Source organism: Massilia suwonensis (assembly GCF_042655665.1).
Taxonomy (GTDB): domain Bacteria; phylum Pseudomonadota; class Gammaproteobacteria; order Burkholderiales; family Burkholderiaceae_D; genus Telluria; species Telluria suwonensis.
The window spans coordinates 460254-477154 of the sequence record NZ_JBHSMR010000013.1; the positions used below are offsets into that span (position 1 = coordinate 460254).

The following is a 16901-nucleotide window of genomic DNA, read 5'->3' on the forward strand; positions in this document are numbered from 1 at the left end:
GAGGACGCCCGACGATGCATAGCGAACCCCTTTCCCAGCGCCTGCGCTCCCTGGTCCGCTCGCTGCCGCGCAGCGGCATCACGCTCAGCGAACTGGTGCATCGGGTCGGCAGCGACGGCCTGCTGATCCTCACCGCCCTGCTGACCCTGGTGTTCCTGATTCCGGTATCGATCCCGGGCGTCTCCACCGTCTTCGGCGCCGCCATCCTGCTGATCGGCCTGAGCCGGCTGCTGCGGCGCGAATTGTGGATTCCCGCGCGCATCGAGCACCGCGTGATCGGCACCAGGAAGCTGCGTCCCCTGCTGCGCAAGGCCCTGCCCTGGCTGCAGAAGATCGAGCGCGTCAGCCGTCCGAACCGCATCCAGTGGCTGGTGGCCGAGGGCCCGGTCGCCCACCTGAACAACGCCGCCCTGATCCTGGGCGCCATCCTGCTGATGATGCCCTTCGGCCTGATCCCCTTCAGCAATACCTTCCCGGCGATCGCCCTGCTGTTCTTCGCCATCGGGCTGCTGCAACGCGACGGGGTTTGCGTGCTGCTGGGACATGTTAGCAACGTGGCGACGATCGTCTACTTCGGCTTGCTGATCGGCGGCGGCGGGTTGGCATTGCGCGAAGCGTTCACGCGCCTGACCGCCTGAGCGTATTCGTCGGGCAGCGACAAATCGGGATGACAAATCTTCAAAACAGGACAATAATATAATTCCTTACGGAAACATATTCGGGTGTCGGCTGTCAAGCGCACCCTTGACCTGACGAAGATTGGATCCTCATGAAAATCCTGCTCGCCCTCGTTCTGTTCGCCTTTCTGGTTTTTCTCTTCGTCGCCGTGTCGGCAAAAGGCGCCAAAGACAAGAGCCGCGCCGGCGCCTACCGCCGCCGCAAGCTCATGACGGAGAATGAACTCGAATTCTTCGGCCGGCTGGTGGCGGCGCTTCCCGACCATTACATCTTTCCGCAGGTAGCCATGTCGGCCCTGATCGAAGCCGCGAGCAGCGACAAGAAGCTGGCCCATGGCGATCGCCTGCGGATCGCCCAGCAGCGTGTGGATTATGTCGTCTGCACCCAGGCCGGCGAGCTGGTGGCCGTCGTCGAACTGGACGACCGCAGCCATTCGGGCGCGAAGGACCAACTACGCGATTCGCGTCTCGAGCAGGCGGGGATTCGCACGGTGCGCTTCCAGTCGCGCAGCAAGCCGACTCCGGCGGCGATACGGGTCACGGTCTGCGGCCCGGCCCCTGCCGCCGATCAGGTAACGCCACAAGTCGAAGCCGCCATCGCGCCGACCGCGGCCTGATCCGGCGCCGCCGGCTCTTACTTGACCCGCTGCTTCTCGAGCTTGCGCGCCAGCGTCCGCCGGTGCATCCCCAGCCTGCGCGCCGCTTCCGAGATATTGAAATCCGTCTCCGCCAGCACGGCGTGGATGTGCTCCCACTCCAGCGTCTTGATCGAGGTCGAGCGGTTCGTGACCTCGATGTCGGCGTTGCCGGCGACGTGGCCGAAGGCGGCTTCGATGTCGTCGGTGTTCGAGGGTTTCGCCAGGTACTGGCAGGCACCCAGCTTGATTGCTTCCACCGCGGTGCCGATGCTGGCAAAGCCGGTAAGCACCACGATCAGCATCTCGGGATCGTGCGCGTGCAGCAGCTGGACGCAGTTCAGGCCCGAGGAATTGCCCTTCAGTTTCAGGTCGACCACGGCGTAGCCGGGATCGTTGTCCTTCAAAATCTCGGCCGCCTCTTCGTAGCCCGGTGCGTGCAGCACCCGGTAGCCGCGCCGCTCGAAGGAACGGCCCAGGGTGCGCGCAAACGCCTCGTCGTCCTCGACGATCAGCAGGACAGGCGTCTCGATCATCGTCTCAGACATGCTCGCCCTCCCCGCTCAAGGCGATCGAGGCCAGCGGAATCGTCAGGGTGACGGCCGCGCCGCCCTCGTCGCGGTTGCGGGCAGTCACCGCGCCGCCCAGCGTACGCGCCACGTTCACGACCAGGAACAGGCCGACGCCGGCGCCGGCGCGGTTCTTGGTCGACTGGTAGGGCTTGCCGAACTGGGCCAGCATGGCGGGCGCAAAACCCGGCCCCTGGTCGAGCACCACCAGGCGCAGGGTGTCGTCCTCGACGCTTGCCTCCAGCCTGACCCAGCCGGGCGAAGCCTCGAAGGCATTGTCGAGCAGGTTGTCGATGGTCTGCTTCAGGGCCGAATCGAAGGCGACGGGGATGTCTTCCGCGATGCGGTTGTCGTATTCGAGGCTGGCGACCTGGCGCCGCTCTTCCCATTCCTCGAGCAGGCCGTCGAGGAAGGTGTGCAGGGTCGTGCGCACGGCCGACTCGCCGCGCGCGCTGCCGGCCGAGAGCAGGATGCCGCTGACGATGGCCTTGCAGCGTTTCAGCTGGGTCTGCATCTCGGCGATCTCTTCGGACAGCGACGGGTTGTCGCGAAACTCGGGCATGCGCTTCCAGTCGCCCAGGATCACCGACAGGGTCGCCAGCGGCGTGCCCAGCTCGTGGGCGGCGCCGGATGCCAGCAGGCCCATTCGAACGATGTGGTCTTCCTCGGCGGCGCGCTGGCGCAGGTCGGCCAGCTGCGCCGCTTTCGCGCGCAAGGTGACGCTGATGCGCGAGATGAAGATCACCAGCAGCGCCGCGTTGATCGCGAAGCACAGCAGCATGCCCTGCACGTAGATGCTGGCGATGCCGCGCGCGTGATCGAAAGGCAGCGCGAGCGGCTGGGCGAACACGGCGAGTAAAGCCAGGCAAACCAGGGTGATGGCGACGATGGTCCAGGTCGACCAGGCTTCGAGCAGCACGGCCGAGATGATGATCTGCAGCAGATACAGGAAGGCGAAGGGATTGGTGGTGCCGCCCGAGAGATACAGCTGCACCGTCAGCGTGGCCACGTCCACCAGCAGGGCCATGAACAGTTCGCTGTTGGCGACCGGACGGCGCTCGTGCCAGCGCAGGTGGCTGGCGATGTTGAAGGCGATCAGGCAGGCCAGCACCTGCAGCATGTGCACCAGCGGCAGGTTGATGTCGAAGATCAGGATCGCCGCGGCGATGGTCGTGACCTGGCCGATGACGGCGATCCAGCGCAGCTCGATCAGCTGCAGCATGTTCTTGTGGCCGGCGGCGTATTCGACGCTTGCTTCGGCGCTCGATGCGATCGCGGGACTTATTTTTGTGAGTAGATCAAGCTTTACTGCCATCGTTCCTTGCCCTGCCGTTTTCCTCGCTTTTTTCCTTCGTGTTGCCCGAGCGCGCGGCGTACCACCACGCGCCGGCAACCATCAAGGCAAGAGCATACCAAGTGATGGCATACACGAGGTGATTGTTTTGGAAGGAAATGACGGTCAGGCCGCCGACCGGGTGCTCCGGGGCGCTCGCCGGGTCCTGCCCGCGGGAGGCGTCGACAAAGAACGGGGCGACATCGGCCAGGCCGCGCGCAGCGGCGATGCCGGCGACGTCGCGCGAGAACCAGCGGTTGTTCGCCGGATCGTTCTCGCGCAGGAAGCCGCCGCCCGGCTCGGCAATGCGCAGCAGCCCGGTGAGCGCGTGCGCCGGGCCGGATACGGCCGCGCAGGGATTGGCGCCGGCTTTGCGGGCGGGATAGGTGCCGGGCCGGTTGTCGGCGGCCGGAATGAAGCCGCGGTTCACCAGGACGATGCGTCCATCAGGGGTGCACAGCGGCGTGACGAGCCAGTAGCCGGCCCCGAGTTCGGAGACCGCCTGCACGGGCGTCGAGTATTCGTAGAGGAAGTGCCCGGCCAGGCTGACGTGCCGGTATTCGTCGGATTCTTTTGAGACTTGCGCCCAGCGCGCCGCCTCAGGCAGCGCGGCCGGGGCGGCATGAACGCGTGAATTCACGCGTTCGATCAGGGCCAGTTTCCATCCCAGGCGTTGCACCTGCCAGGTCCCCAGCCCCGCAAACAGCACGATCAGGAAGATCGCCAGCAGCGCCAGTACGACTTTGGCGACGCTGCCCTTGCGCCCCATTGCAGGGGCGCCCTCTTCCGGACCGTGCCGGTCCATCATTGCATGTCGTGGTTGCCGTGGCCGGTGACGGCCGCCGCATCGCCCATGCCTGGCATCATGTTGGCGTTCATGTGGTACATGACCCAGATCGATCCGCCGAGCACGATGACCAGCAGGATGATGGTGAGGATCAGCGCCATCATGTTCCAGCCGCCTTCCGACTTCGAATTCAAGTGCAGGAAGTAGATCATGTGCACGACCAGCTGGACTGCCGCGAAGCCCATGATGACGAAACGCGTCATCGCAGGATCGAGGACATTGCCCATGACCAGCCAGAACGGGATCACGGTCAGGATCACGGCCAGCACGAAGCCGGTCGTGTAGTCCTTCAGGCTGTAGTGCACGCCCGGTTCGTCGCCGTGGGTATGGCCGTGCAGGGCGTCATGACCATGCGCGTGGTGAATGCTGTGGTCGCTCATGGCAGGGTTCCCATCAGGTAGACAAAGGTGAAGACGAAGATCCAGACGACGTCCAGGAAGTGCCAGAACAGCGACAGGCACGACAGGCGGCGCATGTTTTCCGGCGTGATGCCGTGCTTCGGCAGCTGGAACATCAGCGTCACCAGCCAGATGGTACCGAACAGCACGTGCAGGCCGTGGGTGCCGACCAGCGAGAAGAACGCGGTCAGGAAGCCGCTACGCGACGGGCCCGCACCTTCGTGGATCAGGTGGAAGAACTCGTAGATCTCGAGCGCCAGGAAGCAGGCGCCCAGGATGCCGGTGACGGCCAGCCAGAGCTGGGTCTTGGCCAGGTTCCTGGCCTGCGCCGAGATCATCGCGAAGCCGAAGGTGATCGACGACACCAGCAGGAAGGCCGTGTTGATGGCCACCAGCTTGAGGTCGAACAGCTCGGCGCCCGACGGACCGCCGGCGTAGTTGCGGCCCAGGACGGCATAGGTCGCGAACAGGCTGGCGAAGATGAGGCAGTCGCTCATCAGGTAGATCCAGAAACCGAGCAGCGTGCCCTGTTCCGGATGGTGCTCGCGCACGTGGTAGCGCGAGCCGGCGTCGGCGCCGTGGGCGCCGGTCATGGTTGCGTTAATTTCAGACATGGCTTTCCAGCAGTTTGGTATGGGCGTTCTCGGTACGGGTCACTTCTTCCGCCGGGATGTAGTAGTCACGCTTGTAGTTGAACGTGTGGACAATAATCGCCACCATCATCACGAAGAACGCGAGCCCGGTCAGCAGCCACATGTGCCAGATGATCGCGAAACCCACCACCATCGACAGCGCGGCGATCACGAAACCAGCCCAGGTGTTCTTCGGCATGTGGATCGAGACGAAATCGTTCAGCGGACGCTTCCAGCCGTTCTTCTTCATGTCGGCGAAGGTGTCGTTGTCGTGCACCACCGGCGTGAAGGCGAAGTTGTAGTCAGGCGGCGGCGACGAGGTCGACCATTCCAGGGTACGGCCGTCCCACGGGTCGCCGGTGACGTCGCGCAGCTTCTTGCGGTCTTTCCAGGTCATGAAGAACTGCATCAGCATGGCGCCGATACCACCCGCGATCATCAGCGTACCGATGAAGGAGATCAGGAACAGCGGCTGCAGTTCCGGATCTTCGAAGTGGCTCATGCGGCGGGTCACGCCCATGAAGCCCAGGATGTACGGCGGAGCGAACGCAACCCAGAAGCCGATCGACCACAGCCAGAACGAGACCTTGCCCCAGAACTGGTTCAGCTTGACGCCGAAGGCTTTCGGGAACCAGTAGTTGATGCCGGCGAACAGGCCGAACAGCACGCCGCCGATGATGACGTTGTGGAAGTGGGCCACCAGGAACAGCGAGTTGTGCAGCACGAAGTCGGCTGCCGGGATGGCCAGCATCACGCCGGTCATGCCGCCGACGGTGAAGGTCAGCATGAACGAGACGGTCCACATCATCGGCAGTTCGAAGCGGATACGGCCGCGGTACATCGTGAACAGCCAGTTGAAGATCTTGGCCCCGGTCGGGATCGAGATGATCATCGTGGTAATGCCGAAGAACGCGTTGACGCTCGCGCCGGAACCCATGGTGAAGAAGTGGTGCAGCCAGACCAGGTAGGACAGCACCATGATGACGACGGTCGCGTACACCATCGAGGTGTAGCCGAACAGGCGCTTGCCGCAGAAGGTCGAGACGACTTCCGAGAAGATGCCGAAGGCCGGCAGGATCAGGATGTAGACCTCGGGGTGGCCCCAGATCCAGATCAGGTTCACGTACATCATGGCGTTGCCGCCCTTGTCGTTCGTGAAGAAGTTGGTGTCGAACAGGCGGTCCATGCCCAGCATGGCCAGCACGGCGGTCAGGACCGGGAAGGACATCACGATCAGGATGTTGGTGCACAGCGAGGTCCAGGTGAAGACCGGCATCTTCATCAGGTCCATGCCCGGTGCGCGCATCTTGACGATGGTGACGATCAGGTTAACCCCTGACAGCAATGTGCCGACACCCGCAATCTGCAATGACCATATGTAGTAGTCGACGCCGACACCCGGACTTGCAAGGATGCCCGACAGTGGCGGGAAGGCCAGCCAGCCGGTACGCGCGAATTCGCCGACGAACAGCGAGGCCATGACCAGCACGGCGCCCATCGCGGTCATCCAGAACGAGAAGTTGTTCAGGAACGGGAAGGCCACGTCGCGTGCGCCGATCTGCAGCGGCACGACGTAGTTCATCAGGCCGGTAACAAAAGGCATCGCCACGAAGAAGATCATGATCACGCCGTGGGCGGTGAAGACCTGGTCGTAGTGGTGCGGCGGCAGGAAGCCGGCGTTTTCGCCGAAGGAGATGGCCTGCTGGGCGCGCATCATGAGCGCGTCGGCGAAGCCGCGCAGGAACATCACGAGGCCCAGGATCATGTACATGATGCCGATTTTCTTGTGGTCGATACTGGTGATCCAGTCGTTCCACAGGGTGCCCCACAGGCGGAAGTAGGAGATGAGGCCCAGCAGGGCAGCGCCACCGACCAGCACGCCCGCGAAGGTAGCGATCAGGATCGGCTCGTGGAACGGAATCGCGTCCCAGCTGAGCCGTCCGAAGATAAGCTTCGTCAAGTCAAATGAGTCTTGCATGTTTACTTCTTCACAGAATTGGTAGGGGTTTCGCAGACTTCGGCTTCAGTGTTTGCGGCGACGCGTTTTGCGTCTTGCGGCACTTGCTTCAGTGCGATGTCATTGCGCACGCGCTGGTGGTCATGCGCCATCTGCTGGCTCATGCAGACCGAACCTTCGGCCACGCAGCGGTTCACGACCGACAGGAACAGGTTCGGCGCCACGTTGCCGTAGTACTTGACCGGTTCCTTTTCCGACGGCTTTTCCAGCGCCAGGTAGTCGTTGCGGCCGAGTGCGTTGCCGCTGGCCTTGACCTTGGCGACCCAGGCGTCGAATTCGGCCTGGCTGGTGCCGTGGTAGGCGAACTTCATGTGCGAGAAACCGTCGCCGCTGAAGTGCGAGGACTGGCCCTTGTAGGCGCCGGCCTTGTTGATCACCGCGTTCAGCTGGGTTTCCATGCCCGGCATCGTGTAGATCATGCCCGCCAGGGTCGGGATGTAGAACGCGTTCATCACGGTCGACGAGGTCAGTTTGAAGCGCACCGGGGTGTCGACCGGCGTCACCAGTTCATTGACGGTGGCGATGCCCTGCTCCGGGTAGATGAACAGCCACTTCCAGTCCAGCGAGACCACCTGCACTTCCAGCACCTTGGTGCCGGCTGCCACCGGGCGCTTCTCGTCCAGGCGTTCCAGCGGACGGTAAGGGTCGAGCTTGTGGGTGCTGATCCAGGTGATCAGGCCCAGCGCGATGATGATCAGGAGCGGCGCGCCCCAGATGACCAGTTCGAGCTTGGTCGAGTGATCCCAGTCCGGCTCGTACTTCGCGTTCGCGTTCTTGCGGTACTTCCAGGCGAAGAGGACGGTCAGGATCATCACCGGGATGATGATGATTAACATGAGCAGGACCGAGACCGTGATCAGGTCGGCCTGCTGCTTGGCGATATCACCGGAAGGGTTCATCACGACCGTATTGCAGCCGGACAGCAGCGCAATCAGCAGTAATGACAGTCCGGGACGGACAATTTTAGGAATCATGCTAGGTATCTAACGTTACATGGGAATGAGAACATGCTACTGTACTGTCATCGGCCTTCGTTGCACATTGGACGTTTTGTCCCACCCTTGCCCAGGCCAGGGGACTATCTGAAGGCCGCGGACCTACCTGGAGACGAAGAATATGCAAAGCACGAATACCTACGGCGGCGCAGGAGCCGCTCCCGTATCCGCCCCGCATAGCGGGGCCCGCAACATCAACGCTCGCGACAGCCATATTTCCCCGGGCGACATCGCTGTCGGCGTGGTCATCGGCCGCGCCTCCGAGTATTTCGACTTCTTCGTCTATGCGATCGCATCGGTGCTTGTCTTTCCCGCGATCTTTTTCCCGTTTGCGGACCGACTGGAGGGCACACTCTACTCCTTTACGATCTTCGCGTTCGCCTTCATCGCGCGCCCTATCGGCACCGTTGTCTTCATGGCAATTCAGCAGCGCTTCAGCAGGGAAATCAAGCTGACCATCGCGCTCTTCCTGATGGGCACGGCCACCGTCGTGATCTCCTTCCTGCCTACCTACGACCGGATCGGCAGCACCGCCATCGTTTTGCTGGCCCTGATGCGCATCGCGCAAGGTGTTGCACAAGGCGGCTCCTGGGACGGCCTGCCCTCGCTGCTGGCCCTGAACGCCCCCGAACACAAGCGCGGATGGTACGCGATGCTGGGTCAATTGAGCGCACCGTTAGGATTCCTGATCGCCGCCGGCCTGTTTGCCTACATGCTGGACAACCTGCAAAACGACGATTTCCTGACCTGGGGCTGGCGTTTCCCCTTCTTCGTGGCCTTCGCGATCAACGTGGTCGCCCTGTTCGCCCGCCTGCGCCTGGTCTCGACCACCGAATACACGCACCTGCTCGACGCCCACGAGCTCGATCCGGCTCCGGTCGGCGAACTGGTGCGTAGCCAGGGTGCCAACGTCGTCATCGGCGCCCTCGCCGCCCTGGCCAGCTATGCCCTGTTCCACCTGGTGACCGTGTTCCCGCTGTCCTGGATGCAGCTCTACGACACCCGTCCGATCAGCGGCTTCCTGTACGTCCAGATGTGGGGCGCCGCCGTGGCCGCCGTCTGCATCCTGATCTCGGGCCTGGTCGCCGACAAGGTCGGCCGCCGCACCACGCTGGGTACGCTGGCGGCCCTGATCGCGATCTTCTCGGCCTTCGTCCCGATGCTGATCGACGGCGGCGAAGCCGGCCAGAACGCCTTCATCCTGATCGGCTTCGGCCTGCTGGGCCTGTCCTACGGCCAGGCGGCCGGCGCCGTGACCTCGAACTTCGAATCGCGCTTCCGCTACACCGGCGCGGCATTGACGAGCGACCTGGCCTGGCTGGTCGGCGCCGCTTTCGCCCCGCTGGTCGCGCTCGGCCTGTCGGCCAACTTCGGCCTCGGCTACGTCAGCCTCTACCTGCTCTCGGGCGCAGTCGGCTCGCTGGCGGCGCTGTCGCTGAACCGCAAGCTGGAGATTCGCGACTAAACGGAGGCTGTCCTTCCCCGATGAATCCGGCCGGACCCAGTGTCCGCCCGGATTTTTCTTTTCATGGCGAGGTCTAAACGTCTTTGCCGGAGACTGCCATGATACGCAAGCTGCCCTGCGCCATCGCCGCCGGCGCCGCCGGCGCCGCCGCGATGGACGGGATGCTGGAACTGCCGGCCGCGCCGATCGGCGTCGTCCTGTTTGCCCACGGCAGCGGCAGCAGCCGCTTCAGCCCGCGCAACAACCAGGTCGCGGCCGAACTGCGCGATGCCGGCATTGCCACCTTGCTGCTGGACCTGCTCACGCAAGAGGAAGATGCGGCCCACCGGAACCGCTTCGATATCGACGTGCTCGCCGCGCGGCTGCATGCGGCGGCGAGCTGGCTGGGGACCGAGCCACTGACGGCGCCGCTGCCATTAGGGCTGTTCGGGGCAAGCACCGGCGCTGCGGCGGCCTTGCGGGTGGCGGCGGACAGCGGGACCGGGATTGCTGCCGTCGTCTCGCGTGGCGGGCGGCCGGACCTGGCCGGCGCGGCGTTAGCGCAGGTGATTGCGCCGACCTTGCTGATCGTCGGCGGCGAGGATGGAGCGGTGCTGGACTTGAACCGCGAGGCGCTGGTGGCCCTGGCGGGCGAGAAGTCGCTGGAGATCGTGCCGGGTGCGACGCACCTGTTCGAGGAGCCTGGCGCATTGGAGCAGGTCGCCAGCTTGGCTTGCCGCTGGTTCGTGCGCCACTTCGAACCATAACGATGTTTGTCGTAGGGTGGGCACTCCGTGCCCACGCGGTACGTACATGTCCGTAGTCGCCACCTGAAAAATCTCGCTCGCGAAGCGTCCGCCAGATCGCAGGCAGTCCGAGCGGCCCATTCCGGCCGCAAGTGCAAGGTTCAACACGTACCGCGTGGGCACGGAGTGCCCACCCTACGCCACTTCGAGCCTTAACGACGCTTCTGTTGGTCGCCGTTGTAGGGTGGGCACTCCGTGCCCACGCGGTACGTACATGTCCGTAGTCGGGACCGAAAAAGTGTCGCTCGCGAGGTCCCCGCAGTCCGCAAACAGCGTGGGCAGCAAAGCCAGGGGCCAGGTGCAAGGAAGAACACGTAACGCGTGGGCACGGAGTGCCCACCCTACGGCCTGCATTTACGCCAAGGCCGTATCCAGCACCGTCATCAATATAAAGCCGAAGATCAGCGCAATCGTCGCCGACGTCCCGTTCCCGTTCTCGCGCATCTCGGGAATGACGTCGTTCACGATCACGAACAGCATCGCCCCGCCCGCCGCCGCCAGCGCGATCGGCAGCATCCCGGCAGCGATCCCGATCAGGGCCACGCCAAACGCTGCGGCCACCGGTTCGATCAGGCCGGACGCCACCCCCAAGCCGACCGAGACCAGGCGGCTGTAGCCGACCGTCCGCAACGCCAGGGCCACGACCAGGCCTTCCGGTACGTCCTGGATCGAGACGCCGGTCATCAGCGAATGGGCTTTTTCGATGTCGATGCCGGCGTAGGCGACGCCGATCGCCAGGCCTTCGGGCATGTTGTGCAGCGCGACTGCCGTGACGAACAGCCAGGCGCGGCGCAGCGAGCTGCCGTGGACGTCGCTGGTCAGCACCTGGGCCGGCTCGGTCGCGCGGCTCATCAGGAGGATGGCGCCGGCGCCGCCCATGATGCCGACGCCGGCCAATAAACTGGCTTCCCACGGCCCGGCGCCCGAGGAGCGGGCTGCGGCCAGCGCCGGGATCACCAGCGAAAAGGCGGTCGCGCCCAGCATCACGCCGGCGCCGAAGCCGAGGAAGCTGTCGTAGGTGCGCTTCGAGAAATTCTGTGAAAACAGGACGGGCAAGGTGCCCAGGGCGGTGGCCGCGGCCGCCGTCGAGCCGCCCAGCAAGGCGGCATGCATCTTCGGATTTGCGCTCAGCAATTGCTGGATCAGGCTGCCGAGCATGAGGAAGCCGCCGACCGCGAAGATCAGCAGGCCGATCAGGCGCCTGAGCGTCAGGGCGCGACCCAGCGCGCCAGTCCAGCGCAATTTATGTGTATCCAGGTTCATCTACGCTTCCTTCCATCCGGCCGGTGCCGAACAGGCACTACCCTCCTGCAAAAGCAGGGTAGCAAAATACCGACCGGACAGGGCGCGCGCGAGGGTGGGAGTTCCCCGGGCGCGCGCCCCTGCCTGCATTTTGCGCTCAGCTCAGCTCAGGGCTTGCTGACCGCCGAAGCCCCCTTCGGCGTCGACGGATCGAGGCCCAGCTCGGCGCCGGTCTGCGGATCCTTGCTCGGATCCGACAGGGTACGCGCCTGCATCTGCTTGAGCACCGCGATGTCGTCCGCCGGCAGCTTGACTTCGGCTTCGCCCGAGCCGCCGTCCACCGCCATCTGCTTCTCGCGGTCGGTGACGAAGTCCCACTTCTCGCCCTGGTTCCACGGGCCGCGCATCTCGCCCGGACCCTGGGACATGTTGAAGTAGACGCTGGAGAAGCGTGGATCGACCGGCATTTTGCCCGGTGGGAAGTTCGACTCCATCGAGTACAGGGCTTTTTCGAAGGACTTCTGGTGCGCGACTTCGCGCGTCATCAGGAAGCCCAGCGCTTCCTTCACGCCCGGGTCGTCGGTCAGCGCGATCAGGCGCTCGTAGACGATCTTGGCGCGCGCCTCGGCGGCGATGTTCGAGCGCAGGTCGGCGGTCGGCTCGGTGATCGAATCGATGTAGGCCGCAGTCCAGGGCACGCCGGCCGAATTGACCAGCGGGGTGCCCGCGCCGTACAGCACCTGCGTGATGTGGCTGTCGTTGCCGGCGCCGGTGATCTTGCGATACATCTCGGCTTCGGTGTCGACGGCCTCGGCCAGCTGGCCCTTGGCGCCCTTGTTCAGCATGGCGACGATGTTGCCGATCACCTCGAGGTGGCTCAGCTCTTCGGTCGCGATGTCGAACAGCATGTCCTTGCGGCCTGGATCGTCTTCCGATACGGCCTGGGTGAAGTAGCGCATGGCCGCGGCGAGTTCGCCTTGCGGTCCGCCGAACTGCTCGAGCATGAGATTGGCGAGACCCGGGTTCGGTCCGGATACGCGGACGGTGTACTGCAGGCGTTTGTTATGTGCAAACATTCCAGCTCCTCCGATAGATGAAAACTAAGCGACCACGCGAGTGCGTGCGTCACCTACTCAAAACGGCTGCGCGGTTTTGCTCCGTCAGTCGAACGTGGCTTCATCTTGGCAGGCGGGGAGTTGACAAGTAATCAGTAGTTCCGCCGTGACCTTGTAGGACATCGGTGACAAACAGTACATCTTTTCCAAGGAGACACAGCTGTTTGTATGCCGTTTCGCAACTACTTTCAGTTTCGAAATTATTCAAGGTGCAAGCGGCATTTGCCGACACGCCCTTGCGTCGCACTCCTACGCGGTGCGCTCTGCGGACGGCATAGCATCTTATTTATTAGTCAATTCGGAGGATCCACCATGTTTTCCATGAACCAGCTGAGCCCGACTATCACCGACATGATCCGTTTCGATCACTCGCACGTGATGGTGACGTTCCATCAGTACACGAAAGACAAGTCGCCGAGCGTCAAGAAAGCACTGGCCGATACCATCTGCACCGCGCTCGAGATCCACGCCACGCTGGAAGAGGAAGTGTTCTATCCGGTGATGCGCCAGCTCGACAAGGGCGAGCCCTTCGTGCACAAGGCCGAGCCCGAGCACAACGACATGCGCCGCCTGATCGCCGAACTGCGCCGCACCAGCGCCTCGGACCCGCGCCATGACAAGGTCCTGCTGGAACTGATGCGCGACGTGATCCACCACGTGGCCGACGAGGAGACCACCCTGCTGCCGCAGGCGGAAACCCTGATGAGCAAGGCGCGCCTGTCCGAACTGGGCTCGCAGATGACCAAGCGCCGCATGGAACTGGTGGCGCCGAAAGCGGGCAAGCTGGCCAAGAGCCATGCGGTCGGCTTCTCGGGCAGCACCACGGCGATGGTGGTCGGCGGCCTCTCCGCCCTGCTGGCCCTGCGCACCCTGGTCAAGAAGCCGGGCGGCGCGTCGAGCAATACCCACACCTGGGCCAACGCGAACTCGACGCCGCACGCCAGCTGAGCAGAACCTCTCTGGAACAGCGCCTGCCGGCTAACCCAGCAGGCGCAGCATCATCGGCACCAGCCACGGGGCGAGCACGGCGGTCATGATGCCGTTCAGCCCCATCCCCAATCCCGCAAACGCACCCATCTCGGCGCTGACCTGGAAGGCGCGCGCCGTGCCGATGCCGTGTGCGGCCACGCCCAGGGCGAAGCCGCGCGCCGCGTGCGAATCGATGCGCATCGCATTGAACAGGAAGCGCGCCGTCACGGCGCCGAAGATGCCCGTGCCGATCACCAGCACGGCGGTCAGCGCCGGCACCCCGGCCAGGCGTTCGCTGACCGCCATCGCGATCGGCGTCGTGGCCGACTTCGGCCCGACGGTACGCGCCAGCTCGCCTGAGCCACCCAACAGCAGCACCACGCCGACCGCCGAGACGATGGCCGTCACGCAGCCCGTCAACAGCGCACCCAGCAGCGGCAGGAAAGCGCGCCGCATGCGCGGCAGCTGGCGCGCCAGCGGTACCGCCAGCGCGACCGTGGCCGGGCCCAGCAGGAAGTGCACGAACTGGGCGCCGGCGAAATAGCGCTGGTAGGACATGCCGCTGGCCAGCAGGGCGATGCTGACCAGGGCGATCGCGATCGCGACCGGATTCGCCAGCGGCGAGTACTTGCAGCGGGCGTAGATGGCCTGGGCAACGACGTAGGCGCACAGGGTGATGGTCAGCCCGAGCAGGGGCGAAGCCGAGAGGTAGACCCAGAAATGGCTGAGCTGGGCGAAATCAGGCATCGCCCTCTCCTTCCGGCTTCATGCCTTTCAATACGAGCGCCGTCACCGCCAGGGTCAGCAGCGTACTGGCGATGAGCGAGGCGATGATCGCCAGCCAGTGGCCGCTGCCGCTGCCCGCCGCGGCGACGATGCCGACGCCGGCCGGGACGAACAGCAGGGACAGGTGGCGCAGCAGCTCGTTGGCGGCCGCCTCGATGCGGGTTTGCAGCGCGGGCCAGAGCAGGAGGGAGATGAACAGGAGGATCATCCCGGCGACCGGCCCGGGCACCGGGAGGCCGAGCAGGAAGATGGCGCCTTCGCCGAGGCATTGGAAGAGGAGCAGGATGGCGAATGCGGGGAGCAAGAATTGCCGCCTTTCGTAGGGTGGGGTCCCGACCCCACGCGTTTCGGACGGGTGAATTGACGCGGCGGTGATATTCAACCGCCGCACCGCGTGGAGTCAGGACTCCACCCTACGCTACCTCTGCGGTCTTTCCGATGGCGCCGCGCTTGACCTGGTCGCGCTCGATCGACTCGAACAGGGCCTTGAAATTGCCCTCGCCGAAACCATCGTCGCCCTTGCGCTGGATGAACTCAAAGAACACCGGCCCCAGCTGTGCCTCGCCGAAGATCTGCAGCAGCAGACGCGGCTTGCCGTCGACGACGTTACCGTCCAGCAGCAGCCCGCGGGCCTGCAGTTCGGCGGCATTTTCGCCGTGGCCCGGAATGCGGCCGTCCAGCATCTCGTAATAGGTCGCTGGCGGCGCGCTCATCAGCGGTACGCCGGCGGCGCGCAGGCCGTCCACGGTCTTGATCAGGTCGTCGCTCAAGAGGGCGATGTGCTGGATGCCTTCGCCGTTGAACTGCATCAGGAATTCCTCGATCTGGCCGCCGCCCGCCTTGCCCTCTTCGTTCAGGGGAATGCGGATCTTGCCGTCCGGCGCGGTCATCGCCTTCGAGGTCAGGCCGGTGTACTCGCCCTTGATGTCGAAGTAGCGGATCTCGCGGAAGTTGAAGAGTTTTTCGTAGAAGCCGGCCCAGAAGGCCATGCGGCCGCGGTAGACGTTGTGGGTCAGGTGGTCGATGATCTTCAGGCCATGGCCCGGCGGGCGGCGCTCGGCGCCTTCGATGAATTCGAAATCGATGTCATAGATCGACTTGCCGTCCTCGAAACGGTCGATCAGGTACAGAGGGGCGCCGCCGATGCCCTTGATGGCCGGCAGGCGCAGTTCCATCGGGCCGGTCGGGATCTCGACCGCTTGCGCGCCCAGTTCCAGCGCGCGCTTGTAGGCCTGGTGGGAATCCTTGACGCGGAAGGCCATGCCGCAGGCGGACGGGCCGTGCTCGGCGGCGAAATAGGCGGCGTAGCTCTTCGGCTCGTTGTTGACGATGAAATTGATCTCGCCCTGGCGGTAGAGCACCACGTCCTTCGAGCGGTGCACCGCGACCTTGGTAAAGCCCAGCGCCTCGAAGATCGGCTCGAGCACGCCCGGCGTCGGCGACGCGAACTCGACAAATTCGAAGCCCATCAGGCCCATTGGATTCTCAAACAGGTCAGCCATGTTGTTTCCTTATGTGGTGCATATGATCTCCTCCAGCCGGCGCCCGCCTCGTGAGCGTGCTGCCTGGCGGAACCGTGCGGCCGGCGCTGCGCCTGGCCGGCGCCGGTCACGAGCATGCGCCGGCCGTCCCCGGACGGCTGCGCCGCGACCGAAATGATACGCCAGGTGGGCCCGCGGCCGTGGCGATGATGTCGAATCGTCATGCTCGCGGCGGAGCATACCCGAGGCGCGGCCTGGCGGAAAGTGGAGTTTTTTCAGCGCCGCGCGGTCTTGACCGGCTCGCGCAGCAGGGTCTGGATGTCGTTCAGCAGCACCGCCGGGTGCAGCCAGGAGGTCGAATAGATCTCGCGCACCTCGCCCGTGGGGTCGAGCAGGTAGACCTTCAGCATGTGGCTGAGCACGGGCTTGCGCCGCCCCGCCGGCTGCGGCATGGCCACCGAGACGTCCTGGCCGAAGCCGTCCAGCAGCGGCGCCAGTTCGCGGCCGTTGCGGCTGGTGAGGAAACGCCATTCCAGCGGGCCGGCGGCGCGCGCGTCCTGCCCGCCGTAGCTGCGCATCGCAACCGGAGTATCGTATTCCGGATCGAAACTCATGCTCACAAAACGCACCTTGCCGTGCAGCGCGGGCGTGCGCTCGATGGTCTGCTTCAGGCTGTGCAGGGTGGCGTAGGCCAGCGGACAGCCCTTCGGATCGCTGCAGTACGTATAGATGAAGGAGAACAGGGTGACCTTGCCGGTCGTGAATGCCGACAGGCGGTGCAGCTTGCCATCGCTGTCGAGCACGTTTCCGTCGGGCGCACGCAGGATGCGCTCGAGGCGGTAGCTGCCGGGTGCGGGCGGCACGTAGGCGAGCGCGGGCACGGCCAGGCTTTGCGCCGCGGCCCCACCGGCGTACAGGGCCAGCGCCAGGGCTGCGGCGCGCACCGTTCCGGCCC

18 protein-coding genes are annotated in these 16901 nt (G+C 64.6%); 5 read left to right on the forward strand and 13 right to left on the reverse strand.

What is annotated here, in order from left to right; genetic code table 11:
- Positions 1 to 14 precede the first annotated feature (14 nt).
- The gene (locus ACFPQ5_RS09970; RefSeq protein WP_379754344.1) at positions 15 to 638 is read left to right on the forward strand and encodes an exopolysaccharide biosynthesis protein; all 624 of its coding nucleotides are present in this window, start codon (positions 15 to 17) and stop codon (positions 636 to 638) included.
- 131 nt (positions 639 to 769) lie between these two features.
- The gene (locus tag ACFPQ5_RS09975; protein ID WP_379754347.1) at positions 770 to 1294 is read left to right on the forward strand and encodes a DUF2726 domain-containing protein; all 525 of its coding nucleotides are present in this window, start codon (positions 770 to 772) and stop codon (positions 1292 to 1294) included.
- Positions 1295 to 1311: 17 nt separating this feature from the next.
- Here ACFPQ5_RS09975 and ACFPQ5_RS09980 read toward each other — a convergent pair whose 3' ends face one another.
- Genes ACFPQ5_RS09980 through cyoA form a run of 7 tightly spaced genes read right to left on the reverse strand, consistent with a single transcriptional unit; the run spans position 1312 to position 8082 of the window.
- A complete protein-coding gene (locus tag ACFPQ5_RS09980) occupies positions 1312 to 1860 on the reverse strand; it encodes a response regulator transcription factor (protein ID WP_379754350.1) in 549 nt (182 codons plus the stop codon).
- On the reverse strand, positions 1853 to 3196 hold the full coding sequence (locus tag ACFPQ5_RS09985; protein ID WP_379754353.1) for an ATP-binding protein: 1344 nt from the start codon (positions 3194 to 3196) through the stop codon (positions 1853 to 1855). Before ACFPQ5_RS09985 ends, ACFPQ5_RS09980 begins: the two co-directional genes overlap by 8 nt.
- Positions 3180 to 4022, reverse strand: coding sequence for an SURF1 family protein (locus ACFPQ5_RS09990; RefSeq protein ID WP_379754356.1), 843 nt, complete (start codon positions 4020 to 4022; stop codon positions 3180 to 3182). The genes ACFPQ5_RS09985 and ACFPQ5_RS09990 overlap by 17 nt, the downstream gene beginning before the upstream one ends.
- A complete protein-coding gene (gene cyoD, locus ACFPQ5_RS09995) occupies positions 4019 to 4441 on the reverse strand; it encodes a cytochrome o ubiquinol oxidase subunit IV (RefSeq protein ID WP_379754359.1) in 423 nt (140 codons plus the stop codon). The genes ACFPQ5_RS09990 and cyoD overlap by 4 nt, the downstream gene beginning before the upstream one ends.
- Complete coding sequence (cyoC, locus tag ACFPQ5_RS10000; protein WP_379754362.1) at positions 4438 to 5073, reverse strand: cytochrome o ubiquinol oxidase subunit III; 636 nt, start codon at positions 5071 to 5073, stop codon at positions 4438 to 4440. The genes cyoD and cyoC overlap by 4 nt, the downstream gene beginning before the upstream one ends.
- A complete protein-coding gene (gene cyoB / locus ACFPQ5_RS10005) occupies positions 5066 to 7069 on the reverse strand; it encodes a cytochrome o ubiquinol oxidase subunit I (protein WP_379754365.1) in 2004 nt (667 codons plus the stop codon). The genes cyoC and cyoB overlap by 8 nt, the downstream gene beginning before the upstream one ends.
- A 2-nt stretch (positions 7070 to 7071) precedes the next feature.
- On the reverse strand, positions 7072 to 8082 hold the full coding sequence (gene cyoA, locus ACFPQ5_RS10010; RefSeq protein WP_379754368.1) for a ubiquinol oxidase subunit II: 1011 nt from the start codon (positions 8080 to 8082) through the stop codon (positions 7072 to 7074).
- 142 nt (positions 8083 to 8224) lie between these two features.
- On the opposite strand from cyoA, the gene ACFPQ5_RS10015 reads away from it, so the two are divergent.
- Complete coding sequence (locus ACFPQ5_RS10015) at positions 8225 to 9568, forward strand: MFS transporter (RefSeq protein ID WP_379754371.1); 1344 nt, start codon at positions 8225 to 8227, stop codon at positions 9566 to 9568.
- A gap of 98 nt (positions 9569 to 9666) precedes the next feature.
- Positions 9667 to 10314: a dienelactone hydrolase family protein gene (locus ACFPQ5_RS10020; RefSeq protein ID WP_379754374.1), complete on the forward strand. Its 648-nt coding sequence runs from the start codon at positions 9667 to 9669 to the stop codon at positions 10312 to 10314.
- A 393-nt stretch (positions 10315 to 10707) separates the two neighbouring features.
- Here ACFPQ5_RS10020 and ACFPQ5_RS10025 read toward each other — a convergent pair whose 3' ends face one another.
- Together ACFPQ5_RS10025 and ACFPQ5_RS10030 are read right to left on the reverse strand one after the other, a co-directional pair.
- The gene (locus ACFPQ5_RS10025) at positions 10708 to 11616 is read right to left on the reverse strand and encodes a ZIP family metal transporter (protein WP_379754377.1); all 909 of its coding nucleotides are present in this window, start codon (positions 11614 to 11616) and stop codon (positions 10708 to 10710) included.
- 146 nt (positions 11617 to 11762) lie between these two features.
- Positions 11763 to 12671 carry a manganese catalase family protein gene (locus ACFPQ5_RS10030; RefSeq protein ID WP_379754380.1) on the reverse strand — a complete coding sequence of 303 codons (909 nt, stop codon included), beginning with the start codon at positions 12669 to 12671 and terminating at the stop codon, positions 11763 to 11765.
- A 351-nt stretch (positions 12672 to 13022) separates the two neighbouring features.
- Here ACFPQ5_RS10030 and ACFPQ5_RS10035 point away from each other — a divergent pair, with 351 nt between their 5' ends.
- Positions 13023 to 13658, forward strand: a complete 636-nt coding sequence (locus ACFPQ5_RS10035) for a hemerythrin domain-containing protein (RefSeq protein ID WP_136219321.1) — start codon at positions 13023 to 13025, stop codon at positions 13656 to 13658.
- A 30-nt stretch (positions 13659 to 13688) separates the two neighbouring features.
- Here the strand turns inward: ACFPQ5_RS10035 and ACFPQ5_RS10040 are convergent, their stop codons facing one another.
- From ACFPQ5_RS10040 to ACFPQ5_RS10055, 4 genes are all read right to left on the reverse strand, one after another.
- Positions 13689 to 14426 (reverse strand): LrgB family protein, encoded by a 738-nt coding sequence (locus ACFPQ5_RS10040; protein ID WP_379754383.1) that lies wholly within the window; start codon positions 14424 to 14426, stop codon positions 13689 to 13691.
- Complete coding sequence (locus ACFPQ5_RS10045) at positions 14419 to 14769, reverse strand: CidA/LrgA family protein (protein WP_379754386.1); 351 nt, start codon at positions 14767 to 14769, stop codon at positions 14419 to 14421. The genes ACFPQ5_RS10040 and ACFPQ5_RS10045 overlap by 8 nt, the downstream gene beginning before the upstream one ends.
- 109 nt (positions 14770 to 14878) lie before the next feature.
- On the reverse strand, positions 14879 to 15967 hold the full coding sequence (gene hppD / locus ACFPQ5_RS10050) for a 4-hydroxyphenylpyruvate dioxygenase (protein WP_379754389.1): 1089 nt from the start codon (positions 15965 to 15967) through the stop codon (positions 14879 to 14881).
- A gap of 254 nt (positions 15968 to 16221) precedes the next feature.
- Positions 16222 to 16890 carry an SCO family protein gene (locus tag ACFPQ5_RS10055; protein WP_379754392.1) on the reverse strand — a complete coding sequence of 223 codons (669 nt, stop codon included), beginning with the start codon at positions 16888 to 16890 and terminating at the stop codon, positions 16222 to 16224.
- Positions 16891 to 16901: the final 11 nt, after the last annotated feature.